This is a genomic window from Sulfitobacter sp. W074 (assembly GCF_025142275.1).
GTDB lineage: Bacteria > Pseudomonadota > Alphaproteobacteria > Rhodobacterales > Rhodobacteraceae > Sulfitobacter > Sulfitobacter profundi.
Map to the genome: position 1 here is coordinate 540,530 of NZ_CP081130.1, position 26,231 is coordinate 566,760.

At 62.7% G+C, this 26,231-nt stretch carries 22 protein-coding genes and 1 riboswitch; of the genes, 12 read left to right on the top strand and 10 right to left on the bottom strand.

The genetic code is table 11. The features are described from left to right. The first annotated feature begins 129 nt into the window (after window positions 1–129). Window positions 130–711 (top strand): VOC family protein, encoded by a 582-nt coding sequence (locus K3762_RS02705; RefSeq protein WP_120350152.1) that lies wholly within the window; start codon window positions 130–132, stop codon window positions 709–711. A gap of 276 nt (window positions 712–987) precedes the next feature. Here the strand turns inward: K3762_RS02705 and K3762_RS02710 are convergent, their stop codons facing one another. Further along, window positions 988–2,556 carry a 2-isopropylmalate synthase gene (locus tag K3762_RS02710; protein ID WP_132444764.1) on the bottom strand — a complete coding sequence of 523 codons (1,569 nt, stop codon included), beginning with the start codon at window positions 2,554–2,556 and terminating at the stop codon, window positions 988–990. A 299-nt stretch (window positions 2,557–2,855) separates the two neighbouring features. Here K3762_RS02710 and K3762_RS02715 point away from each other — a divergent pair, with 299 nt between their 5' ends. Then, the gene (locus tag K3762_RS02715) at window positions 2,856–3,524 is read left to right on the top strand and encodes an SDR family NAD(P)-dependent oxidoreductase (protein WP_120350154.1); all 669 of its coding nucleotides are present in this window, start codon (window positions 2,856–2,858) and stop codon (window positions 3,522–3,524) included. Next, complete coding sequence (locus tag K3762_RS02720; protein ID WP_206054303.1) at window positions 3,521–5,047, top strand: cryptochrome/photolyase family protein; 1,527 nt, start codon at window positions 3,521–3,523, stop codon at window positions 5,045–5,047. The genes K3762_RS02715 and K3762_RS02720 overlap by 4 nt, the downstream gene beginning before the upstream one ends. 13 nt (window positions 5,048–5,060) lie before the next feature. Here the strand turns inward: K3762_RS02720 and K3762_RS02725 are convergent, their stop codons facing one another. From K3762_RS02725 to K3762_RS02735, 3 genes are all read right to left on the bottom strand, one after another. Beyond that, window positions 5,061–5,426 carry an antibiotic biosynthesis monooxygenase gene (locus tag K3762_RS02725; RefSeq protein WP_067941467.1) on the bottom strand — a complete coding sequence of 122 codons (366 nt, stop codon included), beginning with the start codon at window positions 5,424–5,426 and terminating at the stop codon, window positions 5,061–5,063. A 127-nt stretch (window positions 5,427–5,553) separates the two neighbouring features. Further along, window positions 5,554–6,234, bottom strand: a complete 681-nt coding sequence (locus tag K3762_RS02730; protein ID WP_132444760.1) for a DUF1236 domain-containing protein — start codon at window positions 6,232–6,234, stop codon at window positions 5,554–5,556. Window positions 6,235–6,464: 230 nt separating this feature from the next. Further along, the gene (locus K3762_RS02735; RefSeq protein WP_132444758.1) at window positions 6,465–7,955 is read right to left on the bottom strand and encodes a nitrilase-related carbon-nitrogen hydrolase; all 1,491 of its coding nucleotides are present in this window, start codon (window positions 7,953–7,955) and stop codon (window positions 6,465–6,467) included. 204 nt (window positions 7,956–8,159) lie between these two features. On the opposite strand from K3762_RS02735, the gene K3762_RS02740 reads away from it, so the two are divergent. Together K3762_RS02740 and gltX are read left to right on the top strand one after the other, a co-directional pair. Continuing rightward, the gene (locus K3762_RS02740) at window positions 8,160–9,758 is read left to right on the top strand and encodes an MORN repeat-containing protein (protein WP_132444756.1); all 1,599 of its coding nucleotides are present in this window, start codon (window positions 8,160–8,162) and stop codon (window positions 9,756–9,758) included. A gap of 65 nt (window positions 9,759–9,823) precedes the next feature. Further along, window positions 9,824–11,161, top strand: a complete 1,338-nt coding sequence (gene gltX, locus K3762_RS02745) for a glutamate--tRNA ligase (RefSeq protein ID WP_132444754.1) — start codon at window positions 9,824–9,826, stop codon at window positions 11,159–11,161. Between the two features lie 73 nt (window positions 11,162–11,234). On the opposite strand, the gene K3762_RS02750 is transcribed toward gltX, so the two are convergent. Further along, on the bottom strand, window positions 11,235–11,825 hold the full coding sequence (locus K3762_RS02750) for a gamma-glutamylcyclotransferase family protein (protein WP_067938472.1): 591 nt from the start codon (window positions 11,823–11,825) through the stop codon (window positions 11,235–11,237). 98 nt (window positions 11,826–11,923) lie between these two features. Further along, window positions 11,924–12,010: riboswitch (glycine riboswitch) on the top strand. 149 nt (window positions 12,011–12,159) lie between these two features. On the opposite strand from K3762_RS02750, the gene gcvT reads away from it, so the two are divergent. The 3 genes from gcvT to gcvP all read left to right on the top strand — a co-directional run bounded on the left by gcvT (window position 12,160) and on the right by gcvP (window position 16,633). Beyond that, on the top strand, window positions 12,160–13,293 hold the full coding sequence (gene gcvT / locus K3762_RS02755; protein ID WP_132444752.1) for a glycine cleavage system aminomethyltransferase GcvT: 1,134 nt from the start codon (window positions 12,160–12,162) through the stop codon (window positions 13,291–13,293). 21 nt (window positions 13,294–13,314) lie between these two features. Continuing rightward, window positions 13,315–13,674 carry a glycine cleavage system protein GcvH gene (gene gcvH / locus K3762_RS02760; RefSeq protein WP_067623356.1) on the top strand — a complete coding sequence of 120 codons (360 nt, stop codon included), beginning with the start codon at window positions 13,315–13,317 and terminating at the stop codon, window positions 13,672–13,674. Window positions 13,675–13,786: 112 nt separating this feature from the next. Further along, window positions 13,787–16,633 carry an aminomethyl-transferring glycine dehydrogenase gene (gene gcvP / locus K3762_RS02765; RefSeq protein WP_132444750.1) on the top strand — a complete coding sequence of 949 codons (2,847 nt, stop codon included), beginning with the start codon at window positions 13,787–13,789 and terminating at the stop codon, window positions 16,631–16,633. Window positions 16,634–16,665: 32 nt separating this feature from the next. Here the strand turns inward: gcvP and K3762_RS02770 are convergent, their stop codons facing one another. Then, window positions 16,666–19,197, bottom strand: a complete 2,532-nt coding sequence (locus K3762_RS02770; RefSeq protein ID WP_132444748.1) for an ABC transporter permease — start codon at window positions 19,195–19,197, stop codon at window positions 16,666–16,668. Next, a complete protein-coding gene (locus K3762_RS02775) occupies window positions 19,194–19,862 on the bottom strand; it encodes an ABC transporter ATP-binding protein (protein WP_067623362.1) in 669 nt (222 codons plus the stop codon). Before K3762_RS02775 ends, K3762_RS02770 begins: the two co-directional genes overlap by 4 nt. 49 nt (window positions 19,863–19,911) lie before the next feature. On the opposite strand from K3762_RS02775, the gene K3762_RS02780 reads away from it, so the two are divergent. Continuing rightward, the gene (locus tag K3762_RS02780; RefSeq protein ID WP_132444746.1) at window positions 19,912–20,568 is read left to right on the top strand and encodes an arylesterase; all 657 of its coding nucleotides are present in this window, start codon (window positions 19,912–19,914) and stop codon (window positions 20,566–20,568) included. Window positions 20,569–20,618: 50 nt separating this feature from the next. On the opposite strand, the gene K3762_RS02785 is transcribed toward K3762_RS02780, so the two are convergent. Further along, complete coding sequence (locus tag K3762_RS02785) at window positions 20,619–20,825, bottom strand: cold-shock protein (protein ID WP_067623368.1); 207 nt, start codon at window positions 20,823–20,825, stop codon at window positions 20,619–20,621. Window positions 20,826–21,156: 331 nt separating this feature from the next. Here K3762_RS02785 and K3762_RS02790 point away from each other — a divergent pair, with 331 nt between their 5' ends. Then, window positions 21,157–22,488, top strand: coding sequence for an NAD(P)-dependent oxidoreductase (locus K3762_RS02790; protein WP_132444744.1), 1,332 nt, complete (start codon window positions 21,157–21,159; stop codon window positions 22,486–22,488). 25 nt (window positions 22,489–22,513) lie between these two features. Further along, window positions 22,514–23,827 carry an NAD-dependent dihydropyrimidine dehydrogenase subunit PreA gene (gene preA / locus K3762_RS02795; protein WP_067623374.1) on the top strand — a complete coding sequence of 438 codons (1,314 nt, stop codon included), beginning with the start codon at window positions 22,514–22,516 and terminating at the stop codon, window positions 23,825–23,827. A 22-nt stretch (window positions 23,828–23,849) separates the two neighbouring features. Here preA and K3762_RS02800 read toward each other — a convergent pair whose 3' ends face one another. Together K3762_RS02800 and K3762_RS02805 are read right to left on the bottom strand one after the other, a co-directional pair. Further along, on the bottom strand, window positions 23,850–24,065 hold the full coding sequence (locus K3762_RS02800; protein ID WP_132444742.1) for a hypothetical protein: 216 nt from the start codon (window positions 24,063–24,065) through the stop codon (window positions 23,850–23,852). Between the two features lie 98 nt (window positions 24,066–24,163). Beyond that, complete coding sequence (locus K3762_RS02805; RefSeq protein ID WP_132444740.1) at window positions 24,164–24,802, bottom strand: TetR family transcriptional regulator C-terminal domain-containing protein; 639 nt, start codon at window positions 24,800–24,802, stop codon at window positions 24,164–24,166. 153 nt (window positions 24,803–24,955) lie between these two features. Here K3762_RS02805 and K3762_RS02810 point away from each other — a divergent pair, with 153 nt between their 5' ends. Further along, window positions 24,956–26,206, top strand: a complete 1,251-nt coding sequence (locus K3762_RS02810) for a Zn-dependent hydrolase (RefSeq protein ID WP_132444738.1) — start codon at window positions 24,956–24,958, stop codon at window positions 26,204–26,206. Window positions 26,207–26,231 lie beyond the last annotated feature (25 nt).

A 26,231-nucleotide genomic window follows, 5' to 3' on the forward strand; every position in this document is an offset into this window, starting at 1 on the left:
CACGCGCGGGCTATTGGCTCTTATAGGGCGCACAGGGTCAGGGTGAAAGGGGCAAGACCGTAAAGGTGGCGCGATATTGCCGCCGCGCTATCATAGAGCGGTATATTTAGGGCGGAGGTCGGCGATACCATGCAGAAGATACAGACACTTGGGGTGCATCACATCACCCTCACCGGGGCCGATCGGCAAAGTTCAATCGACTTCTGGGAGGGCGTTTTGGGAATGCCTTTCATTTTTGACCAGCCTAATTTGGATGACCCGGATGAGGGGCATTTGTATTTCGATCCGGGCGATGGGCGGCTGATCACGATCTTCACCAATGAGAACCGCAAGCGGGTGCATAACCGCACCCCGATGGATCCGGGCTGCGTGCATCATCTGGCCTTTGAGGTGGACCGCGCGATGTTTGACCAAATCCCCGAGCGGTTAGAGGCGCGGGGCATCGGGCATTCGGGCGTGAAGGATCGAGGCTTTATGCATTCGATCTATTTCAAGGATCCGCTGGGTCTGTTGATTGAACTGGCCTGCTACACGTTCATCCCGCCGCGCGGGTCGAGCCATGCCGAGGTGATGCTAGAGGCGCATAAGCTGCGGGTTGCGGCGGGAGATGATCATATCCAGCGGCAACATCTGGCGGATGCGGTGGTGATGATTGTGGAGCGGGGGCAGGCGTCGCTGAGTGCGGATCGCGGGGCGAAGAACCCGTATTGAGATTGGTTCTTCGGTGACGAATGCCACCCCAGCCCGGAGGCAAGCCGTAGGCGCCGGGCCATCGCCTGCTCGCTCCGTCACGCCGGAGGCGTGCCAGAATGTATTAGGCGCACCTCTGGTGCGACCGGGTAGGCGATTTAGTGAGGCTGGGTGTGACCTAGAAAACGCACACCACGGCTGCACCATAAAGTGGCACCAACTTAGCCTTGGATCGCCGACCCGCGGGCAGGCGATGGCCCTCAAGCGAAAAGGGCGGGGTTTCCCCCGCCCTCCGCATCAACTCACATCTTTATAATTGATCTCGCGCTTATCCGTGCCGCCCTTTTCACGCCGCACCAACAGACGGTTCAACGCGTGGATATAGGCCCGCACACTCGCCACCACGGTATCGGTATCGGCAGATTGCCCCGTCACGATGCGGCCCTCTTCCTCCATCCGCACGGACACCGTCGCCTGCGCGTCGGTGCCTTCGGTGACCGCATGCACTTGGTAAAGCTGCAAGCGCGCGGTGTGCGGCACCAGCGCCTTGATGCAGTTGAACGCCGCATCGACGGGGCCATCGCCCGTCTGGTTCGTGCTCTGCTCAACACCATCCACATCCAGCACCATGTCGGCGGTCTGCGGGCCATCGGTGCCGCACACGACCTTCATCGATTTGAGGCGAATGCGGTCCTCTTCAGGATCGGTCGCGGTGCGCATCAGCGCAATCAGGTCATCCTCGTAGATTTCCTTTTTACGGTCGGCCAATTCCTTGAACCGCACGAAGACATCCTTGAGCTGGTTATCCCCCAGTTCAAACCCGAGGTCTTCGAGCTTGGAGCGCAGCGCCGCGCGGCCCGAGTGTTTGCCCATGACGATATTGGTCTCGGTCAGACCCACATCCTCCGGGCGCATGATCTCAAAGGTTTCGGCATTCTTGAGCATGCCGTCTTGGTGGATGCCGCTCTCATGGGCAAAGGCGTTCTTGCCGACGATGGCCTTGTTGAACTGCACCGCAAAACCCGAGACCGTCGCAACACGGCGCGAGATGTTCATGATCTTGGTGCTGTCGATGCGCGTCTCGTAGGGCATGATGTCATTGCGCACCTTGAGCGCCATGACGACCTCTTCGAGCGCCGTGTTGCCCGCGCGTTCGCCCAGACCGTTGATGGTGCATTCCACCTGCCGCGCCCCGGCTTCCACGGCGGCAAGGCTGTTGGCTGTCGCCATGCCCAGATCGTTGTGGCAGTGGGTGGCAAAGATGATCTCATCCGCGCCCGGCACGTTTTCGAGCAGTTTGGCGATCAGATCGGCGCTTTCGCGTGGGGCGGTATAGCCCACGGTGTCGGGGATGTTGATCGTGGTGGCCCCGGCTCTGATGGCGATTTCCACAACGCGGTAGAGGTAATCAAGCTCGGTCCGCGTGGCATCCATCGGCGACCATTGCACGTTGTCACACAGGTTACGCGCGTGGGTCACGGTCTCATGGATACGGTCGGCCATCTCATCCTGTGTCAGGTTCGGAATGGCGCGGTGCAGGGGCGAGGTGCCGATGAAGGTGTGGATGCGCGGCTGACGGGCATGTTTCACGGCCTCCCAGCATCGGTCGATGTCGCCCAATTGGGCGCGGGCAAGGCCGCAGATCACGGCGTTTTGGCTTTGGCGGGCAATCTCGCTCACCGCGTTAAAGTCGCCTTCGGAGGCGATGGGAAAGCCTGCTTCGATGATGTCGACGCCCATCTCATCCAAAAGCTGCGCAATCTCCAGCTTTTCGGCATGGGTCATCGTCGCCCCGGGGGATTGTTCGCCATCCCGCAAGGTGGTGTCAAAAATCAGCACACGGTCCTGTTTCGTCATATCGGTCATCCTGGGTTCTTTCTTTGCTGGTATCCTTGGCGCGCGACACATCCCTCTGAGCGGGCGCGCCGAAGGGCACGCTCAGAGGCGAATTAGGTGCAGCAAGTTGGCACACAGCAGGCCCGCGCAGCAGCGCGGCAGGGTCGGGATATGGACGGCCTGTGTCATGCGGATAGTTATACGCACCCGTTTTCAAATGGAAAGGGGGTGTTGCGGCTTTTGTTTGCCCCCGCGTCAGCGCCGCCTATCTGCCTATAAGCAAGGGAGTTCAGGATGCAGTACAAAGCGATACCGCAGGACGCGGCGGCGTGAGTGCGCGGGTGCTTGTGATCGGGGCCAGCGGCGGGATCGGCGCGGCGCTGAGCGACACCTTGCGGGCGCGCGGGGATGAGGTAACGGCGCTCTCTCGCGCCAGCGATGGGCTGGACCTTAGGGATGAGGCTTCGGTTAACGCGGCGCTGGAGGGGCTTACCGGCCCCTTCGACGCGGTGATCGTCGCCACAGGCGCTTTGGAGATCGACGGGGCAGCCCCGGAAAAGTCGCTGCGGGCCATCACGCAAAAGGCGATGCTGGATCAATTCGCACTCAACGCCGTTGGTCCGGCGCTGATCCTGCGTCATGCGGGGCGGCTCTTGCCGCGCGACAGGCGGGCGGTATTCGCCGTGCTTTCGGCGCGGGTCGGTTCTATCGGAGATAATCGCTTGGGCGGTTGGATCAGCTACCGCAGCGCCAAGGCGGCGGTGAACCAGATCGTGCATACCGCCGCGATTGAACTCAGCCGCTCCCATCCGCAAAGTATCTGCGTGGCACTGCACCCCGGCACCGTCGAAACACCCTTTACCGAGAAATACCTGGGCCGCCATCCGGCGGTGCCGCCGGGGGAGGCTGCGGGCAATCTGCTGCGGGTGATCGACGGGCTGACCCCGGACAATAGCGGCGGGTTTTTTGATTGGGCCGGAAAGGCGGTGCCGTGGTGAGCCGTTTGATCTTGGTTCTGGGCGATCAACTCTCCCTAAACCTGTCATCGCTGCGCGAGGCCGACAAGGCGCGCGATGTGGTGGTCATGGCCGAGGTCGCGCAAGAGGCGGAATATGTCCGTCACCACCCCAAGAAAATCGCGCTTGTCTTCGCCGCAATGCGCAAATTTGCCCGCCAGTTGGAGGATGACGGCTGGAGCTTGCGCTATACCCGGCTGGATGACCCCGAAAACGCAGGCTCTCTCGTCGGCGAACTGCTTCGTCGGGCGGAGGAAACCGGCGCGGGCGAGGTGATCGTGACAGAGCCGGGGGAGTGGCGGCTGCTCAACACGCTGACCGATGCGCCGATCCCGACGCATCTCTTGCCGGATGACCGCTTTATCGCCACTCGCAAACGGTTCGAAGATTGGGCCGAGGGGCGCAAGGCGCTGCGGATGGAGTATTTCTACCGCGAGATGCGCCGCGAGACCGGCCTGTTGATGGAGGGCGACGATCCCGCAGGGGGCAAATGGAATTTCGACCACGACAACCGCAAGCCCCCGAAGGAGGGGCTGGAGTTCCCCCAGCCGCTCAGCTTTGCGCCTGATGCTGAGACCGAAGCGGTGCTTGACCTTGTGGAGACGCGCTATGGGGACAACTTCGGTGATCTGCTCCCCTTTCACTTTGCCACCACGCGCGCGGAGGCCCTGCAGGTCTTGGCGCATTTCATCACCCACGCCCTGCCGCGATTTGGCGATTATCAGGACGCGATGCTGGAAGGGCAGCCCTATCTCTTTCACGCGCTGATCTCTCCCTATCTGAACCTTGGGTTGCTCGACCCGATGGAGGTCTGCCGGGCTGCCGAAAAGGCGTGGCAGCAGGGGGACGTGCCGATCAACGCTGCCGAAGGGTTCATCCGCCAAATCCTTGGATGGCGCGAATATGTGCGGGGCATCTATTTTCTTGAGGGGCCGGAGTATGTGGCGCGCAACGTGCTGCGACACGACCGCGACTTGCCTGCCTCTTTCTGGGGTGCCGACACGCAGATGAATTGCCTGCGGCAAGCCATCGGGCAAACGCAGAAATACGCTTATGCGCATCACATCCAGCGGCTGATGGTGACGGGCAATTTCGCCCTGCTGGCCGGGATCAATCCGCATCAGGTGCATGAATGGTATCTAGAGATCTACGCCGACGCCTATGAATGGGTCGAAGCGCCCAACACCGTCGGCATGAGCCAATTCGCCGACGGCGGGGTCATCGCCTCGAAACCCTATGTCTCGTCCGGGGCTTACATCAATCGCATGTCTGACTACTGCAAAGGATGCAGCTACAGCGTCACGGCGAAGGCGGGACAGAAAGCCTGCCCGTTCAACCTGCTTTACTGGCACTTTCTTGACCGGCACCGAGAGCGGTTTCAGGGCAATGCGCGTATGAGAAACATGTATGCCACGTGGGACCGCATGGATGCCGACCGCCGCGAGGCGGTCTTGCGCGATGCGGGCAACTGGTTGCGGCGGCTGGAGGCGGGGGAGACGGTCTAGTCCCGGTCAGCCTTCAGCCTTCGGGAGTGGGCCGTGGTGGATGGATTTCCTGACTGTCCTGTGGCGCCTCTGCGCGGTCGAACATACCATAGTCGCGGATCACATGGGCGATGCGCAGGTGGTAATCGGTAAAGATGCCTTCGCGCCCTGCTGCCTGCGCGCCGCGGTGCGCGGTCAGCTTGCGCCAGTTCTGCACCGCCTCTTCATCGCGGAAGAAAGAGAGCGAAAGCAGCTTTTCGGGGTTGGTCAGGCTTTGGAACCGTTCGACAGAGATGAAGCCATCCACCTCATCCAGCAGGGGCCGCATCTTGGCCGCGACATCGAGGTATTCCTCGCGGCGGTCGGGGTGGGGGAAGACTTCGAAAATAACGGCGATCATGGTGGCTCCCTGCGGTTGCTGCCCCCATGCTAGCCCTAGTTTTCGGACAAAGAAAAGGCCCGGAGATCACTCTCCGAGCCTTCTTTGTCCAAGTCTATGGTGGCTTAGCGCAGCACGTTATTGCAGCTTAGCGCACAACGTCGACGATCAGGTTCGTCTCGTTGTCAACGATCACGGTCGCGCCGTTGATGTTGACATAGCGGTATGTGGTTTCCGGGACCTCATAGGTGGTCACGGTCGTGGGGATGCCCGCGCCGACAACTACTTCACCGTCGAGGTACACGGTATCAACCGGGTTCTCGCGGACGTAGGTGATGGTGGATTCCTCTGGCTCAGCAGCGGCGGAACCTGCCGCACCACCTGCGATGCCACCGGCGATGATGCCGCCAATCGGGCCACCAACGGCATAGGCTGTCAGCGCGCCAAGGGTCGCACCGGCAGCAGCGCCTTCGGTCTCATTCTCGGCGGTGCCATCGGGGTCTTCATAGGTCACGGTCCCCACTTCGACGGTCGCGGGGCGGGTGGTCAGGGCCACGGCCTGCTCTTCGACTTCAACGGCGAGGTAATCGGAGTAGGACCAGCCCATCGTGTCGCCGAAATTGACCCGGCACCAGGATTGGCCGTCAAGGCAGCCTTCCACCATAGTGGCTTCGCCACCGGGGATGACACCGACGATGTCGTACTGCGGGCCGGGGCCCGAACGGATGTTGAGATCGGTTGCGGCATAGGCTTCGGCAGACTGTGCATAGACAGGTGCAGCGGCACCCAAAGCGATGGCAGATACCATTCCAAGTTTAACGATATTCATCTCTTAACCCTTTCTGTTCGGCGGGAGTGCCCTGCGGGAAATCCAGCGCCGTTGTTGGTCGTGTTTGGACAACTGTGGGGGAAAGGGTTCGTTCCCCCATGAAGCACGGAGCGCCCGGTTTTTGGCTCCCATTGGTCAATAATTGGGCGCTAACCTGCTGGCAGGTGGCGGGAAGTCGCTTGCCCCTGGCGCTCAGGGAAAAGTGGGAAACCAGAGAGGTGATCTCGGCGTTATGAGCCATCGCGCCAGTGGGCGGGGTAGGGGGGCTCTGGCCGCGATGCCGTGACGCGCGGGCCGGGGGCGGAGCGATTTTTCCGCGGCTGGTTGTTAAAAAGGTGCTCCGCGACCTTTTGGGCGGTCCGCTGGTCAAAGCCCTCCGCTACGCAGTCCCCCACACTGCCGTTCCTTTCTTGCAAGATGCGCAGGATGTCGTCCACTGCGCTATCTTCTTGAGCGCTATCTTCTTGCGAATGTTCCCGCTGCGGAAGCGCCGCAGAGGTTGGGCCTCGCATCCAAGCGCGGTGGGTGGTGTTGCGCCATTGGCAAAGGGCCAGCACCTCGGTCTGGTACAGGTCTTTGATCGGATTGAAATCGCCCGGCACCGCGCTCTGTCCCATGGCGGCCGCGGATTTGTTCTGTGCCGTGAGCAACAGCTCCCCCGCGTCCTGCGCCAAAGCGCGGAGCATCAGGCCGCGCAGGGGGAGCGCGAGGCTATCGGCGCCGACCGCCGCGCCAAGCCCTGCGAGGCGGCCGTGCAGTGTGGACTGTAAATCACCCCCCACCGGGACCGCGATCTGGCGGACATTCTCGGACCCCAAAGCGTCTCCTGCGATCGTCGCGGCCAGCGCGGCATCACGCCCCTCGGTCTGTTCGACCAGCACCTTAGAGGCTCCGGCTTTGGCGACATAATCCCGCAGGCCGACAACCAAAGCGCGGTAATCCCGCTCCAGCGCGCTTGGCTGCGGCGCGAGGTCTCCGGCCACGATCTGCCAACCCTCCGGTGCGCGTTCCAGATCGACATGGGCAATGGCCCTGTCAAAGGCAGGCAGGTGCAGCGCCAGCTTGCCACCGGGGTTCAGCGCGAAGGACGCGCCGTCAAAGACCGCCTCGTCCTGCCCCCCGACCATATTGAGGCTGATCAGCGGCAACTCCGTCTCGATCACCCGCGCGACCATATGATTCAGCCGCCTGTCCATTGCGCCGCGTTGATGTGGGACCGCATTAGGGATCAAAAGGAATTCGGCCCCCGTTTCGGCCTGCGTTTCGGCCACATCACCAGTCCAGCCATCCGCCCCGATGGGGGAACCGATGCGCAGCCCCTCAACAGCATAGGGGCCACTGATCGGACCTGCATCAAAGCGAGAGTGCCGCGCGGGGCTGTGTTGAAGCACCCGCTGGGCGATCTTGCCACCCTGCAGGATGAGGTAGGCGTTATGAAGTTTCGCCCCCTCGACCCAAGGCGCGCCAAGCGCCAAGGCGGGGCCATCGGCGCAATGGGCGGCGAGCGCCTCAAGATGGGTCACGACATCGCGTTGAAAGGCCGGGTTGTGCAGCAGCGCTTTCGCATCATGCCCGGTTAGGAACAGTTCGGGCAAGGCGACCAGTTGCGCACCCGCGTCGCGCCCGGCCTGCCATGCCTCGCGCGCCAGTGCCGCGTTCCCCGGCAGGTCGCCGACGGTCGGGTTCAATTGCCCGAGGGTGAGGCGAAAACGGTCTGACATGCAAAGGCTCCGGGCTGGCTGGTGTGGGTTGGATGTAGCAGATCGGGCCGAGGGCGAAACCCCTGCGCGCAGGCTGGCCCGCCGCACCGGGTGCGCGGGATCCGCCGAAACCGGCGTGCCTGTCCTGCAAACACGTTGCCTCTGCCCTCTATCACCCGTAACCTCAGGGCAAATGACACCTAACGAGATCGGGAAATTCCGCCCATGTTGCACCGCAGCTTGCCCCTCTGTCTGATCGCTCTTCTGGCCACGCCGCTTGCGGCGCAGGACGGGCAGGTGCTGACCAAGGAATATGACGACGGCGGCATCTATGAGGGCACGTTTCAAGGCGGCCTTCAGCATGGCACCGGTACCTATAAGCTGCCCAACGGCTATGAATATTCCGGCGAATGGGTCGAGGGTGAGATCAAGGGCGAAGGCGTCGCGCGCTTTCCCAATGGCTCGGTCTATGAGGGTAATTTCGCCAAGGGCAAGCCCGAAGGTCTGGGCAAGATCACCTTTGCCGATGGCGGTACCTATGAGGGCGAATGGGAAGCCGGGGCAATCATGGGCCAAGGCGTGGCGATCTATGCCAATGGCGTGCGCTATGAGGGTGAGTTCCGCAACGCCAAACACCACGGCAAGGGCGTGATGCAAAGCCCCGGCGGCTATGAGTACAAGGGCGACTGGGTTGATGGCGTCAAACAGGGCGTCGGCACGATCACCTACCCCGATGGCGCGGTCTATGAAGGTGAAATCGAAGGGGGCAAACGCAGTGGCGAGGGCACGCTGACCATGCCCGACGGGTTGGTCTATGTGGGCTTGTGGAAAGACGGCCAGATCGACGGGACCGGCACGCTGACCCAGCCCAATGGCGATATCTACGAAGGCACGCTGGTCGCGGGCCGCCGTGAGGGCAAGGGCAAGGTCACCTATGAAAACGGCGATACCTATGAAGGCGACTTCAAGGATGACCGCCGCGACGGGCAGGGCACATTCACTGGCACCGATGGCTATGTCTACACAGGCTCTTGGGTCGCCGGGCAGATCGAGGGGGAGGGGCAGGTAACCTATCCCGACGGATCGGTTTACGTTGGCACCTTCCGCAATGATCTGGCCGATGGCACGGGCAAGATCACCTATCCCGATGGATCGACCTATGAGGGCGCTTGGGTGGCAGGTGTGATCGAAGGCGAAGGCATCGCGACCTATACCAATGGCGTGGTCTATGAGGGCGAATTCAAAGATGCCCGCAACCATGGCCAAGGGGTGATGACCTATGCCGACGGCTACCGCTATGAGGGCGGCTGGCAGGACGGTCAGCGCCATGGTCAGGGCAAGGCGACCTATCCCGACGGCACGGTCTATGAAGGCGCGTTCAGAAATGGGCAGCGTCACGGTCAGGGTAAGATCACCATGGCCAGCGGTTTCGTCTACGAAGGCGAGTGGACCGAGGGAGAGATCGAAGGGCAGGGCGTGGCGACCTATGCCAATGGCGATGTCTATGAGGGCACGTTCAAAGCGGGCAAGCGGCAGGGCAGCGGCACCATGCGCTATGCCAGCGGCGAGGAAGCCTCGGGCGATTGGGAGAACGGCGCGTTGAGCGATGGGACCGCCGGGGCGGCTTCTGACACCGCAGCCGATCCCGCAGCCGGCACCGCCTCTGGCGCCGCGGCGGAGACTCCTGCGGACGAAGCACAGCCTGCAGATGCGGCACCGGCAGCGGCAGACGCCCCCGATGAGGGCGTGTCAGACGACGGCACCGACGCCGACACCTCTGAGGTTGTGCCCGCCCCGACTGGCACCGCGGCGGACGGCGGCTGACCCCCGCCTTTGCTGGACAACGCCCGCGCCCTGTGGCAAGCCCGCGCGCAACAGGAGTACGCCAGATGTCCAACCCAACGATCACCCGTTTCGCCCCGTCCCCCACTGGCTATATCCACGTGGGCAACCTGCGCACCGCGCTGATGAACTACCTCATCGCGCGCAAGGCGGGCGGCACTTTCATCCTGCGCATCGACGACACCGATCCCGAGCGCAGCCGCGAAGAATACGTCGACGGCATCAAGCAAGACCTCGAATGGTTGGGCTTGGAATGGGACCGGGTCGAGCGACAGTCAGAGCGGTTGGACCGCTACCATACCGCCGCCGAAGACCTGCGCGAAAAGGGCCGTTTCTACGAGGCGTTCGAGACGCCGACAGAGCTGGACCTCAAGCGCAAGAAGCAGCTCAACATGGGCAAGCCGCCGGTCTATGACCGCGCCGCGCTGAACCTCTCCGACGATGAGAAAGCCGCGCTGCGTGCCGAGCGTGGCGATGGCGTTTGGCGGTTCAAGCTCGATCACCAGCGGATCGAATGGGACGACGGTATCTTGGGCGATATTTCCATCGACGCGGCCTCGGTTAGTGACCCCGTACTCATTCGTGGCGATGGGCAGATCCTTTATACCTTGGCGAGCGTCGTGGATGACACCGAAATGGGCGTGACCCATGTGGTGCGCGGGTCGGACCATGTGACCAACACCGCGACCCAGATCCAGATCATGCAGGCGCTCGGCAATGGGGCGGTGCCCTCGTTCGCGCACCACTCGCTGCTCACCGGCCCGCAGGGCGAGGCGCTGAGCAAGCGCCTTGGCACGCTGGCCCTGCGTGATCTGCGCGAGCAGGGGGTTCAGCCCTTCGCGCTGCTGAGCCTGATGGCGCGGTTGGGATCGTCTGATCCGGTGGAGCTGCGCACGGATATGGCGGAGTTGATCGAGGGTTTCGACATCAACCGCTTCGGCTCGGCGCCGACCAAGTTCGATGTGCAGGATCTGTTCCCGCTGACAGGGCGGTATTTGCAGCAACTGCCGCTTGAGGCCGTGAAAGACGACATCACCGCCCTTGGCGTGCCGGAAGACAAAGCCGCGCAGTTCTGGGCGGTCACGCGCGAGAATATCTCGACGCTGAAGGATTTGGGTCCGTGGTGGGCTATGTTCCGCGACGGGGCCGAGCCGGTGATTGCCGAGGAAGACCGCGAATTCGTGGCTCAGGCCATGCTGCTGCTGCCGGAGATGCCCTTTGATGAAGCCACGTGGTCAAGCTGGACCGCCGCGGTCAAAGAAGCCACCGGGCGCAAGGGACGTGGGTTGTTCCGGCCCCTGCGTTTGGCGCTGACGGGGCAGGAACACGGGCCAGAGATGGCGCAGGTTCTGCCGTTGCTCCAGACCGTCAAAGCACGCGGCTGAGGCGGGCCGAGGGCATTCGGGGGCGCTGCCCCCGGACCCCCGCGGGTATTTGAAAAAGGATGAATTAAAGCGGTCAGAAGTTCTTCTTTGTGAAGGGGACTTCGTCGCGTGATTTCACCTGTAGCGACAAGCGGTCGATGTGGTGATCGACCACGGCCGTTTCTTCTGGCGTTAGGGTCTGGTGGCGCGGGTAAAGGGGCGCTGCGCGGTCGTTCAGGATAGGTGTGTCCCAGCCTTCGGTGGTGTCAAAAAAGCGCGCCGCGCCATCGGTGCCGAACTCGCGCAGGAAGCCTTGGACCACAACATCAAGATAGCTCAGAAGGATGACGTGATCGCCGTGGTCGACCGCGATTTCGAGCGGGATGGCGTAATGGGCGATGTCGGGTGCGGGGACCAGATCATGGACCACGGCGCCGCCTGAGGCGTGGCGTTCGTAGCTGTATTCACGCTGGTCCAGCGCCGCCCAATCCGCGCCCGGCACGGCGGCGATGAGCCCGTCGATGCGGGTGCTTTGGTCTTGCACCACGGAGAGGTAGACGATGTCGCGCCCTTCGGCGCGGACCCATTTGCGCCGCCAGCCGTCGAGCCGGGCGGGCCGGGCGTCGGGGTAGCTGTGGGTGTTGCGATTCACGAGGCTGCCGTAGCCGAAAAAATAGGGGGTCATGCGCGAAAGGTCCTGTATTTGTCGCGCGCACCAAAACATGTGTCGTATCCGGCCACAAGCATGCTTGACGCAGAGGTATGCGGCGGCATACGAAAGGCCCAATCGTCACGGGAGAATCGGTTAACACCGATGCCGAAGGAGCAACCGCCCCGGAAACTCTCAGGCCCCAGGACCGTGACGTGACCAAGACTCTGGAGAGATGCGCGGATGCGCACGCCGAAGGGATAACGATCTCAGGCGGAAGGACAGAGGGGGCATCATGCGCAGCGTTAGCGGCGCTAAGGTGCCGGCGTGGTCAAAAGGTCATCCGGAAGCGACAGGAAAGGCGAACCGGATGAGCGATCTCAAGCAGACGGCATTGCATGATTTGCATGTGGAACTGGGGGCCAAGATGGTGCCCTTTGCGGGCTATTCAATGCCCGTGCAATACCCTCTTGGCGTGATGAAAGAGCATTTGCACACCCGCGCCGCCGCCGGGTTGTTTGATGTGAGCCACATGGGGCAGGTCGTGCTGCGGGCCAAATCTGGCAGCTATGAAGATGTGGCCTTGGCGATGGAGAGCCTCGTGCCGGTTGATGTGCTGGGGCTTGCCGAGATGCGCCAGCGTTATGCGATGTTTACGGATGCCACGGGTGGTATCTTGGACGATCTGATGTTGGCCAATCTGGGTGATCATTTGTTCGCTGTTGTGAATGCCGGGTGCAAGGATGATGACATCGCCCTGATGAAAGAGGCGTTGTCGGATCGTTGTGAGATCGAAGTGCTCGAAGATCGTGCGCTGCTGGCCTTGCAGGGGCCGCAGGCCGAAGCGGCGCTGGCCCGGTTGCAGCCCTTGGTGGCGGATATGAAATTTATGGATGTGGCCAAGGATGTCGACATTGACGGGATCACCGTCACCCTTTCGCGCTCGGGCTATACGGGCGAGGACGGCTACGAGATTTCGGTCGCGAATGAAGATGCCGTGGCCTTGGCGCGCAAGCTTTTGGCGCTGGAAGAGGTCGAGCCCATTGGTCTGGGCGCGCGTGACAGTTTGCGGTTGGAGGGCGGGTTGTGCCTTTATGGTCATGACATCGACACCACCACCACGCCGGTTGAGGCGGCGCTGAACTGGGCGATCCAGAAGGTACGGCGCAATGATGGCGAGCGTGCGGGCGGTTTTCCGGGTGCGGGCGTGATCTTGCAACAACTGGCCGATGGGGCGCCGCGCAAGCGGGTGGGGCTGCTGCCCGAAGGCCGGGCGCCGATGCGCGAAGGTGTGCCGATTTTCGATGCAGCCGAGGGCGGCAATGAGGTTGGCACAGTAACCTCTGGCGGCTTTGGTCCGACGGTTGGCGGCCCGGTTGCCATGGGCTATGTCAGCGCCGAGCATGCAAAGGTCGACACGCCGCTTTGGGGCGAGGTGCGCGGCAAGCGCTTGCCACTGACTGTCACGAAAATGCCGTTCGTCGCGGCGAACTTCAAACGCTGAATCTACACAGGGAAATCCGATATGAAATTTACCGAAGAACATGAATGGCTGCGCGTCGAGGGTGACGAAGTGGTCGTGGGCATCACCACACACGCCGCCGAGCAGTTGGGCGATGTCGTATTCGTGGAACTGCCGGACGAAGGCACCACCGTTAGCAAGGATGACGAAGTTGTCGTGATTGAATCCGTCAAGGCGGCGTCGGACATCCTCGCCCCGATTGACGGTGAGATCACCGAGGTGAACAGCACGCTCACGGACAACCCCAGCATGGTCAACGATGACCCGCAGGGCGATGCATGGTTCTTCAAGATGAAGTTCACCGATGCCAGCCAGATGGACGACTTCATGGACGAAGCCGCCTACCAGAAATTCATCGGCTAAACCGCTGCGCGTGCCGGGGGACTGGCGCGCTGCTGATCACCTGCGTCGCCCGCTTTGGGCGGCGCGCCACAAACAGGGGGCGCCGCTGCCGCGCCGTGACGAGGAACCCGACATGAGCTTCAAGCCCACCGATTATCTGCCCTATGATTTCGCCAACCGGCGTCACATTGGCCCGTCCCCTTCCGAAATGTCGCAGATGCTCGACACCGTGGGCGCCGAAAGCCTTGATGCGCTGATCGACGACACGTTACCCAAGGCGATCCGTGCGAAACAGCCGCTTGATTTCGGCAAGGCGATGAGCGAGCGCGAGGTGCTTGAGCACATGCGCAAGGTTGCGGGCAAGAACAAGGTGCTCACCAGCCTGATCGGGCAGGGCTATCACGGCACCGTCACGCCTCCGGCGATCCAGCGGAATATTCTTGAGAACCCCGCGTGGTACACCGCCTACACGCCCTATCAGCCCGAAATTTCGCAGGGCCGCCTGGAAGCGTTGCTCAATTTCCAGACGATGGTGAGCGACCTTACCGGGTTGGAAATCGCCAATGCGTCGCTTCTGGATGAGGCCACCGCCTGCGCCGAGGCGATGACCATGGCGCTGCGCAGTTCGAAATCCAAGGCCAAGGGCTTCTTTATCGATAGCAATTGCCACCCGCAAAACATCGCCGTGATGAAGACCCGGGCCGAGCCTTTGGGCATTGAGGTCATCGTCGGTGAACCCGAAGAGATGGACGCGGAAAAGGTTTTTGGCGCGATCTTCCAGTATCCGGGCACCTACGGCCATGTGCGCGACTTCACCGATCACATGGCGGCCCTGCATGAGGCCAAGGCCGTCGGCATCGTCACCGCCGACCCGTTGTCGCTGACCCTGCTGAAAGAGCCGGGCGCGATGGGGGCCGACATCGCCGTGGGCAGCACGCAGCGTTTTGGCGTGCCTGAGGGCTATGGCGGCCCGCACGCTGCTTATATGGCCTGCAAGGATTCCATGAAGCGCGCCATGCCGGGGCGGATTGTCGGCGTGTCCATCGACGCCCATGGCAACCGCGCCTACCGTCTGTCGCTGCAAACCCGCGAGCAACACATCCGCCGCGAGAAGGCGACCTCGAACGTTTGCACTGCGCAGGCGCTGCTGGCCGTGATGGCCTCGATGTATGCCGTGTTCCACGGGCCGGAAGGCTTGAAAGCCATCGCGCAGCGCATCCACCGCAAGACAGTGCGTCTGGCGAAGGGCCTGGAGGCCGCTGGCTTTGACGTGCAGCCCGAGAGCTATTTCGACACGGTCACCGTCGAGGTCGGCCCCTTGCAGGCCGCGGTGATGAAATCCGCCGTGGACGAAGGCATCAACCTGCGTCGTGTGGGCGGGACCAAGGTTGGCATCACGCTGGACGAGCGCACCCGCCCCGACACCATCGAAGCGGTCTGGCGCGCCTTTGGCATCCGTCAGGCGGATAATGATTTCACGCCTGAGTACCGTCTGCCCGACGCGATGGTCCGCACGAGCGACTACCTCACGCACCCGATTTTCCACATGAACCGGGCCGAGACCGAGATGATGCGCTACATGCGCCGCTTGGCCGACCGTGATCTGGCGCTGGACCGGGCGATGATCCCGCTGGGGTCTTGCACGATGAAGTTGAACTCGGCGGCTGAGATGATGCCGGTGACGTGGCGTGAATTCTCGCTGATCCATCCCTTCGTGCCCGCCGATCAGGCGCTTGGCTATCAGGAAATGATCGACGATCTGTCGGACAAACTGTGCGAGATCACCGGCTATGACGCGATTTCGATGCAGCCGAACTCGGGCGCGCAGGGCGAATATGCGGGGCTCTTGACCATCGCCGCCTATCACCGCGCCAAGGGCGAGGGGCATCGCAACATCTGCCTTATTCCGATGAGCGCCCATGGCACCAACCCGGCCTCCGCGCAGATGGTGGGTTGGAAGGTCGTGGTCATCAAGACCGCCGCCAACGGTGACATCGACCTTGACGATTTCCGCGCCAAGGCCGAGCAGCACAGCGAAAACCTTGCCGGTTGCATGATCACTTACCCGTCGACCCACGGCGTGTTCGAGGAAACCGTGCATGAGGTGACCAAGATCACCCATGACCACGGCGGCCAAGTCTATATCGACGGCGCCAATATGAACGCGATGGTGGGCCTGTCGCGCCCCGGCGATCTGGGCGGCGACGTGAGCCACCTCAACCTGCACAAGACCTTCTGCATCCCGCATGGCGGCGGCGGCCCCGGCATGGGTCCGATCGGTGTGAAATCGCATCTGATCGCGCATCTGCCGGGCCACCCGAACGAAGAGGGGGCCGCGGTCTCGGCGGCGCCTTACGGCTCGCCCTCGCTGTTGCCGATCTCTTGGTCTTACTGCCTGATGATGGGCGGTGACGGTCTGACGCAGGCGACCCGCGCCGCGATCCTCAACGCCAACTACATCGCCAAGCGTCTCGAAGGGGCCTATGACGTGCTGTATAAAGGGCCGAGCGGTCGGGTGGCGCATGAGTGCATCATCGACGTGCGCCCCTATGAGGAAACCGCGGGCATCACCAACGAAGACGTCGCCAAGCGGCTGGTTGACTGCGGCTTCCACGCGCCAACGATGTCTTGGCCGGTGGCGGGCACGCTAATGGTGGAGCCGACGGAGTCTGAGACCAAGGCCGAGTTGGACCGTTTCTGCGACGCCATGCTGGCGATCCGCGAAGAGATCCGCGAGATCGAAGAGGGCCGCATGGATCGGGCCAACAATCCGCTGAAAAACGCACCGCATACGGTCGAAGATCTGGTGGTGGAATGGGGCGACCGGCCCTACAGCCGCGAGCAGGGCTGCTTCCCTCCGGGGGCCTTCCGGGTCGACAAATACTGGCCGCCGGTCAACCGTGTCGACAACGTGCACGGCGACCGCAACCTGATCTGCACCTGCCCACCGCTGGAGGACTACGCCGAAGCGGCGGAGTGATCAGACCACCAAGACAGCCAAAGGGCGCGGGATCATTCCTGCGCCCTTAGCATATCCGCAGGCCGGGCGTTCAGCGCCCTCAGCGCAAAGCCCAAGCCCGCCAAGACCGTCGCCAGCACCCCGCCTGCGATGATCATCAGCGCGTTGGGCCAGACCACGGTGAAATCGGTCTCCATCACGTAATGGCTCACCGCCCAGCCACCCGCGATGCCTGCCATCAGCGCGACGCCCCCGGCAAAGAGACCCAGCAGGGCCGCACGCAGCACAAAGCTGCTGGCAATGGTTCGTCGCGAAGCACCCATGGTTTTCAGCAAGGCCGCTTCATAGCTGCGCGCCCCGGTGCCTGCGGCTGCCGCACCGATCAGCACCATGAAGCCGGTTGCAAGCGTCGCCAGCGCGCCGAACGAAATCGCCGAGGCCAGCCCCGCCAGCACCGCCGCCACCCGGTCGATCGCATCGCGCACCCGGATCGCGGTGATGTTGGGATAGGCTTCGGCCAGATCCCGCAGGATCGCGGTTTCGGCCTCTGGCGCGGCATAGACGGTCGAGATGAAACTATGCGGCGCGCCGGCCAGTGCAGCGGGGTTCATCGTCAGCACAAAGCCGATCCCGGCGGTCGAGAAATCAACCTCGCGAAAGCTGGTGATCTCGCCGGTGATGGCGCGGCCCAGCACGTTGAGGGTCAGGCTGTCGCCAAGGCTCAACCCCAGTTCCTCGGCCTCTTCGGCGGCAAAGCTGATCTGCGGCGGGCCGGTGTAGTCTTCGGCCCACCAGTCTCCCACCGTGATCCGCGTGTCTTCGCCCGGCTTTGCGGCATAGGTGATGCCCCGGTCGCCGCGCACCACCCAGTGATCGCCCGCCACCTCTTGGGCCGGTTGGCCGTTGATCTCGGTCACCACGCCGCGCAGCATCGGGGCGCTTTCAACCCGGCTGACTGCCGCATCGCTGGTAAGCCGTTCGTTGAAGCCGTCGATCTGATCCTTCTGGATGTCGACAAAGAAATAGGACGGCGCCACATCCGGCAGATTCCCCGAAATCGCACGGCGCAGATTGCCGTCGATCTGGCCCACTGCTGCCAAGACCGACAGGCCCAGCCCAAGCGCCAGCACCACCGCCGTGGCCCCTTCGCCCGGTCCGCCTATCGCCGCGAGCGCCCACCGCAGGCGCGGATGCCCCCGCACGCGCTTGGCTGCGGCCCGCGCGATCAGCCGCAACACGGCTGCCGCCAGCGCCAGCACCGCCAGCGTCGCCGCCAAGCCGCCAAGCGTCCAAAGGGTGAGCGACCACGATCCGTTAAACCAGCCCGCCAGCGCCAAGAGCGCGGCCAAGAGCAGCGCCATCGCCACAAGGTAGGGCGCGCCGGGCAGAGGCGATTGGCGCTGCCAGTCATCGCGAAACAGGGTGGCGGCACGCACGTCAGCGCTTCGGGCCAGCGGCCAAAGGGTGAAGAGCGCGGCAGTGAGCAGCCCGTATAGCGCAGCCTCGGCCAGCGGGGCGGGATAAATCCCAAAACGGGCGGGAAGGGGCAGTTGCGCTTCGATCAGCGGGGAAAGCAACAGAGGCAGCCCGGCACCGATCAGCAGGCCAAGCGCCACGCCCATCACGGCCAGCAGCCCGACCTGAATGAAGTAGGTCTGGAAGATCGTCGCCCGGGTTGCGCCCATGGCGCGGAAGGTGGCGATCACAGCGGTCTTGCGTTGCAGATAGGCCCGCACCGCCGCCGCGACGCCGACCCCGCCCACGGCCAGCCCCGACAGCCCCACCAGCACCAGAAAGGCGCTGAGCCGTTCGACGAAACGCGCCACGCCGGGCGCGCCGTTGCGGGCATCGGTCCAGCGCATCCCGGCGTCGGCAAACCGCGCCTCGGCCTCGGATTTCAACGGGTCAAGCGCGGTGCCTTCGGGCAGATCGAGCCGATATTTGCTGTTAAAGAGCGTCCCCGGTGCGAGCAGGCCCGAGCCATCCAGCGCGGCGCGCCGCACCAGCGTGCGAGGACCGAGCGAGAAGCCACTGGCGGCGGAATCCGGTTCGCGTTCAATCAGGGCCGTCAGGCGAAATTCGGTTTCGCCGAGGGCAAAAACATCCCCCGGGGCAAGGCCGAGCCTGTCCGACAAGGCACGTTCCATCACGGCACCGGGCCGTCCTTCGGGCCCGATCTCAAGCGCCTGCTCTAGCGGCAGGGCCGGGTCCAACAACATCTCACCGATCAATGGATAGAGGTCGTCCACCGCCTTGACCTGCGTCAGCGCGCGTTCAGAGGTGTCCCCCGCGCCGACCACGGCCATAGAGCGGAACTCAACGATTTCGGATACACGTTCAGCCCGCTCGGCCATCCACGCCTGCTCATCTGGGCTGGCCGATCGATAGGTGAAATCAAGTTCGGCATCGCCGCCCAAAAGTGCGGCACCCTCGGCTTCCAGCCCCGCTTCAATCGCAGCGCGGACCGAGCCTACGGCGGCCAAAGCGGCCACGCCGAGCGCGAGGCAGGCCAGCAGCAGACGAAAACCGCGCAATCCGCCGCGCATCTCACGGCGGGCGAAACGGGCCGCGAGGGACAGGCTCATGCGAGACGCCCGTCGGCCAATTGCACCACCCGGTCACAACGCGCGGCCAGATCGTCGGCATGGGTCACCAGCACCAGCGTCGCGCCATGGCGGTCGCGCAGCTCAAACAGCAGGTCCATGATCGCCGCGCCATTGCGGCTGTCGAGGCTGCCTGTCGGCTCATCCGCCAGCAGGATCGCCGGGCGCGGGGCGGCGGCGCGGGCGAGGGCCACGCGCTGCTGCTCGCCGCCTGACATCTGCGCAGGGTATTGATCGATGCGGTGGCCAAGACCGACGGCCTCCAACTCGCTGCGCGCGCGGTCAAAGGCGTCCTCGGCCCCCGAAAGCTCCAGCGGTGTGGCGACATTCTCCAGCGCGGTCATGGTGGGAATGAGGTGGAAGGACTGAAACACAATCCCCATGCGGCCTTGGCGAAACTGGGCCAACCCATCCTCGCGCAGCGCGCTGAGATCATGGCCAAGGGCCATGACCTTGCCGCCCGTGGCACGCTCAAGCCCGCCCATGACCATCAGCAGCGAAGATTTGCCCGATCCCGACGCCCCGGTCAGCGCGATGCTTTCCCCTTGCTGGACCTGCAGCGAAATGCCGCGCAGAATATCGACGGTTCCGGCATTGCCCTTGAGGCTTAGCGTGACATCTTGAAGGTCATAGACTGGGTCGCTCATCGGGCCGCCTTTGTTCTGAGTATCAGTTGGATATGGAGGTCCGTGAAGGATGCGCAAGGTATTGATCTGTTGTGCCTTTATTTTAGGCAGCGCGGCACAGGCCGAAGAGGTGGTGATCGCCGCCCTTGGCGACAGTCTGACCCAAGGCTATGGCCTGCCCGCCGAAGAGGGATTCGTGCCGCAATTGCAGGCGTGGCTGGATGCCGAAGGCGTTGAGGCGAAAATCGTCAACGCGGGTGTTTCGGGCGATACGACCGCTGGGGGGCGGGCGCGGGTGGATTGGACCCTGACGCCCGAAGTCGACGCGATGATCGTGACACTGGGGGGCAATGACATGCTGCGCGGGCTGGACCCGGCGCAGGCGCGCGGCAACATTGATGACATTCTTGCGGCGGCAAAGAGCGCCGAGGTTGAGGTGCTGCTGGTCGGCATGTCGGCACCGGGCAATTACGGCGCGGGGTATAAGGCCGATTTCGAAGCGCTCTATCCCGACTTGGCCGAAGCCCATGGAACGCAGTTCTACCCGGATTTCTTTACCGGACTTCTGGCCGAGGAAAAGGGCGCGGCCAGCGCGCGAAGCGAGACGATCCAACGCTATTTTCAAGGGGATGGTATCCATCCCAATGCCGAAGGCGTGGCGCTGATCGTGGAGGACATCGGCCCGGCGGTGGCCAAGCTTGCCGCACAGGCCGTAGAGACCCGCTAACAAAAAACGGACGCCGCAGCGTCCGTTTCGATCATCGAAATGTGGCCCGGTCAGGCCAGCGCGATGTTGCTCGCGCTTTCGCGGCCATCACGGCCTGCTTCGACATCAAAGGTAACCTTTTGATTGTCGGCAAGCCCGGTCAGGCCTGCGCGCTCTACTGCGGAAATATGGACAAAGATGTCTTTGCCGCCGCTGTCCGGCGCGATGAAGCCGTAGCCTTTTGTCGTGTTGAACCATTTGACGGTGCCAGTAGCCATGACCCGTGTCTCCCTCTGTCTGATCTGCCCGCAACATGCGGCAGCGCGGCTCGGTCGAATTCGTGATCGCTGGAGCCTTAGGGCAGCCGGGTCGAAAAGTCTTCGCGTCGCAGTTGTGATATTGGAATCTCTATTTTTAAAATCAAGGATTTTTACGGGGCGGCATGGGGCAAGCAAGGAAGCGCCCATGAAATATAACCTGCCTGTTACAAAACTGGCAGGTGTCACGGGTTTTTCGGGAAGTCGCGCTTTTCAAAAATTTACCAGTTGATAAAAAAATGATTCCGTGTGAGCATTTTCAAAACACCAAGAAAACGACAGGGATTTTGATATGGCACGAGATGTCTTTGAGCCGGGGATCGTTCCGGGGCGGTTAGAGCCGCAGAACTACGCAGAGGGGTTTTCGGATCTCCATCCACCCTTGGACGAACATGAGGCTCTGGTCGCGGCGGACCGCTGTTACTTCTGCCATGACGCACCTTGCATGACGGCCTGTCCGACCGACATCGACATTCCGCTGTTCATCCGCCAGATCGCCACCGGCACCCCCGATGCGGCGGCCAAGACAATCCTCAGCCAGAACATCCTTGGCGGCATGTGTGCGCGGGTCTGCCCGACCGAAACGCTCTGCGAGGAGGTCTGTGTGCGTGAGGTGGCCGAGGGCAAGCCGGTGTTGATCGGCCAGTTGCAGCGTTATGCCACCGACCATTTGCAGGCCCAAGACGTGCATCCTTTTGAGCGTGCGGCCGTGACGGGCAAACGTGTTGTTGTGGTTGGTGCGGGCCCTGCGGGTCTGTCCTGCGCCCACCGTCTGGCGATGCTGGGCCATGAGGTCGAAATCCTTGATGCGCGGTCCAAGCCCGGCGGGCTGAACGAATATGGCATTGCTGCCTATAAAACACCCAACGGTTTTGCGCAGGCCGAAGTTGATTGGCTGATGCAGATTGGCGGGATCACCTTCCGTCATGAGGTTGCCGTGGGCCGGGATGTCACGCTTGAGGAGTTGAAGGCCGACTATGACGCGGTTTTCCTTGGAATGGGGCTAGTGGGCGTGAACGCTTTGGGCGCCGAAGGCGAGGATAAGGCCGGGGTCGCCAATGCGGTCGATTTCATCTCGGAGCTGCGCCAGTCGGGCGACATGTCAGGCGTGCCGATTGGCCGCGACGTGGTGGTGATCGGTGGCGGCATGACGGCAGTCGATGCCGCGGTGCAGGCGAAACTGCTGGGCGCGTTGAACGTGACGCTGGTCTATCGCCGTGGTCGCGACCGGATGAACGCGAGTGTGTTTGAGCAAGACCTCGCCGCCTCCAAAGGGGTGCGGATCGTGACCCATGCGGTGCCGATCGCGGTGCATGGCAATGGCTCGGTGCGCGAGATTGAATTTGAATATGTCGATGAGGCGATGAAGGGCACCGGCCAAACCCTGCGTCTGCAAGCGGATCAGGTGTTCAAGGCCATCGGTCAGACGCTGTTGGGCGACGGGCTACCCGATCTCGACGGGCGCAAGATCAAGGTTGATGGCACCGGGCGCACCAGTCTGGATGGCGTTTGGGCCGGGGGCGATTGCGCCAGCGGTGGTGATGACCTCACGGTGACCGCTGTGGCCGAGGGCCGCGACGCGGCGATGGACATTCACACCACATTGATGGGGGCGGCGGGCTGAGGCCGCGCCGAGAGGGAGACATAACATGGCTGATCTGAGAAGCGAATTCATCGGGATCAAATCCCCCAACCCGTTCTGGCTGGCCTCGGCGCCGCCGACGGACAAGGAATACAACGTGCGCCGCGCCTATGAGGCGGGCTGGGGCGGGGTGGTCTGGAAGACCCTCGGCATGGAAGGCCCGCCCGTGGTTAACGTCAATGGCCCGCGCTACGGCGCGATCTATGGCGCGGATCGGCGGCTGCTGGGGCTGAACAACATCGAGTTGATCACCGACCGCCCGCTGGAAGTGAACCTGCGCGAGATGAAGGCGGTGAAACGCGACTACCCGGATCGGGCGCTGATTGCCTCGATCATGGTGCCTTGCGAGGAGGAAGCGTGGAAAGCGATCCTGCCGCATGTGGAGGAAACCGGGGCCGACGGGATTGAGCTGAACTTCGGTTGCCCCCATGGCATGGCCGAGCGCGGCATGGGGTCCGCCGTGGGGCAGGTGCCGGAATATATCGAAATGGTCACCCGCTGGTGCAAGATGTACACGCGGATGCCGGTGATCGTGAAGCTGACGCCGAACATCACCAATGTGCTCTACCCCGCCGAGGCCGCCAAGCGCGGTGGCGCGGATGCGGTGAGCCTGATCAACACGATCAACTCGATCACCTCGGTCGATCTGGACCTCTTTGCGCCAGAACCGATGATCGACGGCAAGGGCACCCATGGCGGCTATTGCGGCCCGGCGGTGAAGCCCATTGCGCTCAACATGGTGGCCGAGATTGCGCGTAATCCTGAGACCCACGGCCTGCCGATCAGCGGCATCGGTGGCGTCACAACATGGCGCGACGCGGCTGAGTTTCTGGCCCTCGGCGCGGGCAACGTGCAGGTCTGCACGGCGGCGATGACCTATGGCTTCAAGGTGGTCCAAGAGATGATCTCGGGCCTGTCGGAGTATATGGACGAGAAGGGCATGACCTCGGTCGATGAGCTTGTGGGCCGCGCGGTGCCGAATGTTACCGACTGGAACCAGCTGAACCTGAACTATGTCGCCAAGGCGAAGATCGATCAGGATTTGTGCATCTCTTGTGGCCGCTGTTTTGCCGCCTGCGAGGATACCAGCCACCAAGCCATCGCCATGTCCGAGGACCGCACCTTTACCGTGATCGAAGAGGAATGCGTGGCCTGTAACCTTTGCGTCAATGTGTGTCCTGTCGAAGACTGTATCTCAATGGAAGAATTGGCCGTGGGTGCCACCGACCTGCGCACTGGCAAGACGGTGACACCGGACTACGCCAACTGGACCACGCACCCCAACAACCCCTCTGCCAAAGCGGTTGAACCGGCAGAGTAAGACAAGGCCCGCCGCCCCGCGTTCAGGAGTTTCTCCGCGACGGGGCGGCGGTTTCGGCAGATGGCTGCGGGACCATCCGTGCCAGATCGCGCCGCGCCGCAATCACTGCCATGGCCGCATCCCGCGCCATCTCTTCGCGCGGGATCGGTCGCGCGCTCGCCGCTTCATCAGACCCCTTTGCATTCAGTCCCTTCGCATTCCGCGCAGCCCCTGCGCCGTTAAAATCGCCTACATTCATCACTGCCCCTCTAACTACTAAGGAGCCCACACCCGTAGGCAGATTGCGGCGGAAATGTTAATGGGGGATTAAACGCGGTCCATCTCTGGCGGCTATGGTTAACCGTTTGCCGATGGCTCCGGCAGGTCCAAAAGCGCGCCAAACATCGCCTGAAGATGCGCCTGCGCGCGGGGGCGGGGATCGGTCTCGGGTCCGAGCAGAATTTGCGCCTGTGCCTCGAAATCCGCGTAGTGCTGCGTTGTGGCCCAGATGGAGAAAATCAGATGTTGCGGGTCCAGCGGGGGCAGTTTGCCCGCCGCCACCCAGCCCGCGATCACGGTGCATTTCTCGTCAAAGAGCGGTTTGAGGTGGCGCTTCAACTCTGGCTCGATCCGCGGCGCGCCTTGCAGAATTTCATTGGCGAAAAGCCGGCTTTCGCGCGGGAGTTCGCGCGACATGGTCAGCTTGCGCTCGACATAGTCCAAAATCTCGCGCCGGGGGTCGCCATCGGGGTCTAGCTCGACCAGCGGGTCAAGCCATGTTTCCATAAGCTGCGACAGCAAAGTGACGTGAATGTCTTCTTTGCCATTGAAGTAATAGAGAATATTCGGTTTGCTCAGCCCAGCCTCGGCGGCGATTTGATCCAGCGTGGCGCCCCGGTAGCCATGTTTCGAGAAGACTTCGAGCGCGGCATCCAGAATCACCCGGCGGTTGCGTCTTTGGATGCGGCTGGGTTTTTTGGCGGTGCTTTCGGGCAAGGCAATGATCCTTGGTGCTGCTTAAAAGGGCGTTTGCCGGATCGGCGGCGGGTTGTTTCAAACCAGTTCTTGACAGAGCCTAACCTAATCGCAATCGTGGATTTACCAAATGGTAAAAAAACAATGGCCAAAGCCAATACAGAGGAGTGACCTATGCCCGCGCCCGGAGAGAACCTCAAGATTGATCCTGACCGCCTGTGGGATTCCTTGATGGAGATGGCCAAGATCGGCCCCGGCGTGGCGGGGGGGAATAACCGTCAGACGCTGACCGACGAAGATGCCGAAGGCCGCGCGCTGTTCCAAAAGTGGTGCGAAGACGCGGGCTGCACCATGGGTCTTGACCAGATGGGCAATATGTTCGCCCAGCGGGAGGGCACCGATCCCGATGCGCTGCCGGTCTATGTGGGCAGCCACCTCGACACCCAGCCCACGGGCGGGAAATACGATGGCATCCTTGGCGTGCTCGGCGGGTTGGAGATCATCCGCACGATGAACGATCTGGGCATCAAGACCAAACATCCGATCGTCGTGACCAACTTCACCAACGAAGAAGGCACCCGTTACGCCCCCGCGATGCTGTCGTCGGGGGTTTTTGCTGGCATCCACACCCAAGACTGGGCCTACGCGCGCACCGACGCCGAGGGCAAGAGCTTTGGCGACGAGTTGCAGCGCATCGGCTGGAAGGGCGATGAGGAAGTCGGCGCGCGCAAGATGCACGCCTTCTTTGAATTGCACATCGAACAGGGCCCGATTTTGGAATCCGAGGGCAAGGACATCGGCGTCGTGACCCACGGGCAGGGCCTGAGCTGGACGCAGGTGACGATCACCGGCAAGGACAGCCACACCGGTTCCACCCCGATGCCGATGCGCCGCGATGCGGGGCTGGGCATGGCGCGGGTGCTGGAAAAGGTGAACGAGATTGCGCTCAGCCACGCGCCCCATGCGGTGGGGGCGGCAGGCCATATCGAAGTCTACCCGAACTCGCGCAACGTGATCCCGGGCAAGACGGTGTTTACCGTCGATTTCCGGTCACCCGAACTGGCCGTGATCGAGGATATGGAGGCCCGTCTGCGCGACGAGGGCCAAAAGATCGCCGATGATATGGACATGCAGATCGAGTTTGAAAAGGTCGGCGGATTTGATCCCGTGGCCTTTGACGATGGCTGCGTCACGGCCGTGCGCAACGCCGCAGAGCGGTTGGGCTATAGCCATATGAACTTGATTTCGGGCGCGGGGCATGACGCCTGCTGGATCAACCGGGTGGCGCCCACGGCGATGGTGATGTGCCCCTGTGTCGATGGTCTGAGCCACAATGAGGCCGAAGAGATCACCAAGGATTGGGCCAAGGCGGGGGCGGATGTGCTGCTCCATGCGGTGCTGGAGACAGCGGAAATAGAGGGCTGAACACGCGGGCGGAGGTCTGGGGTGC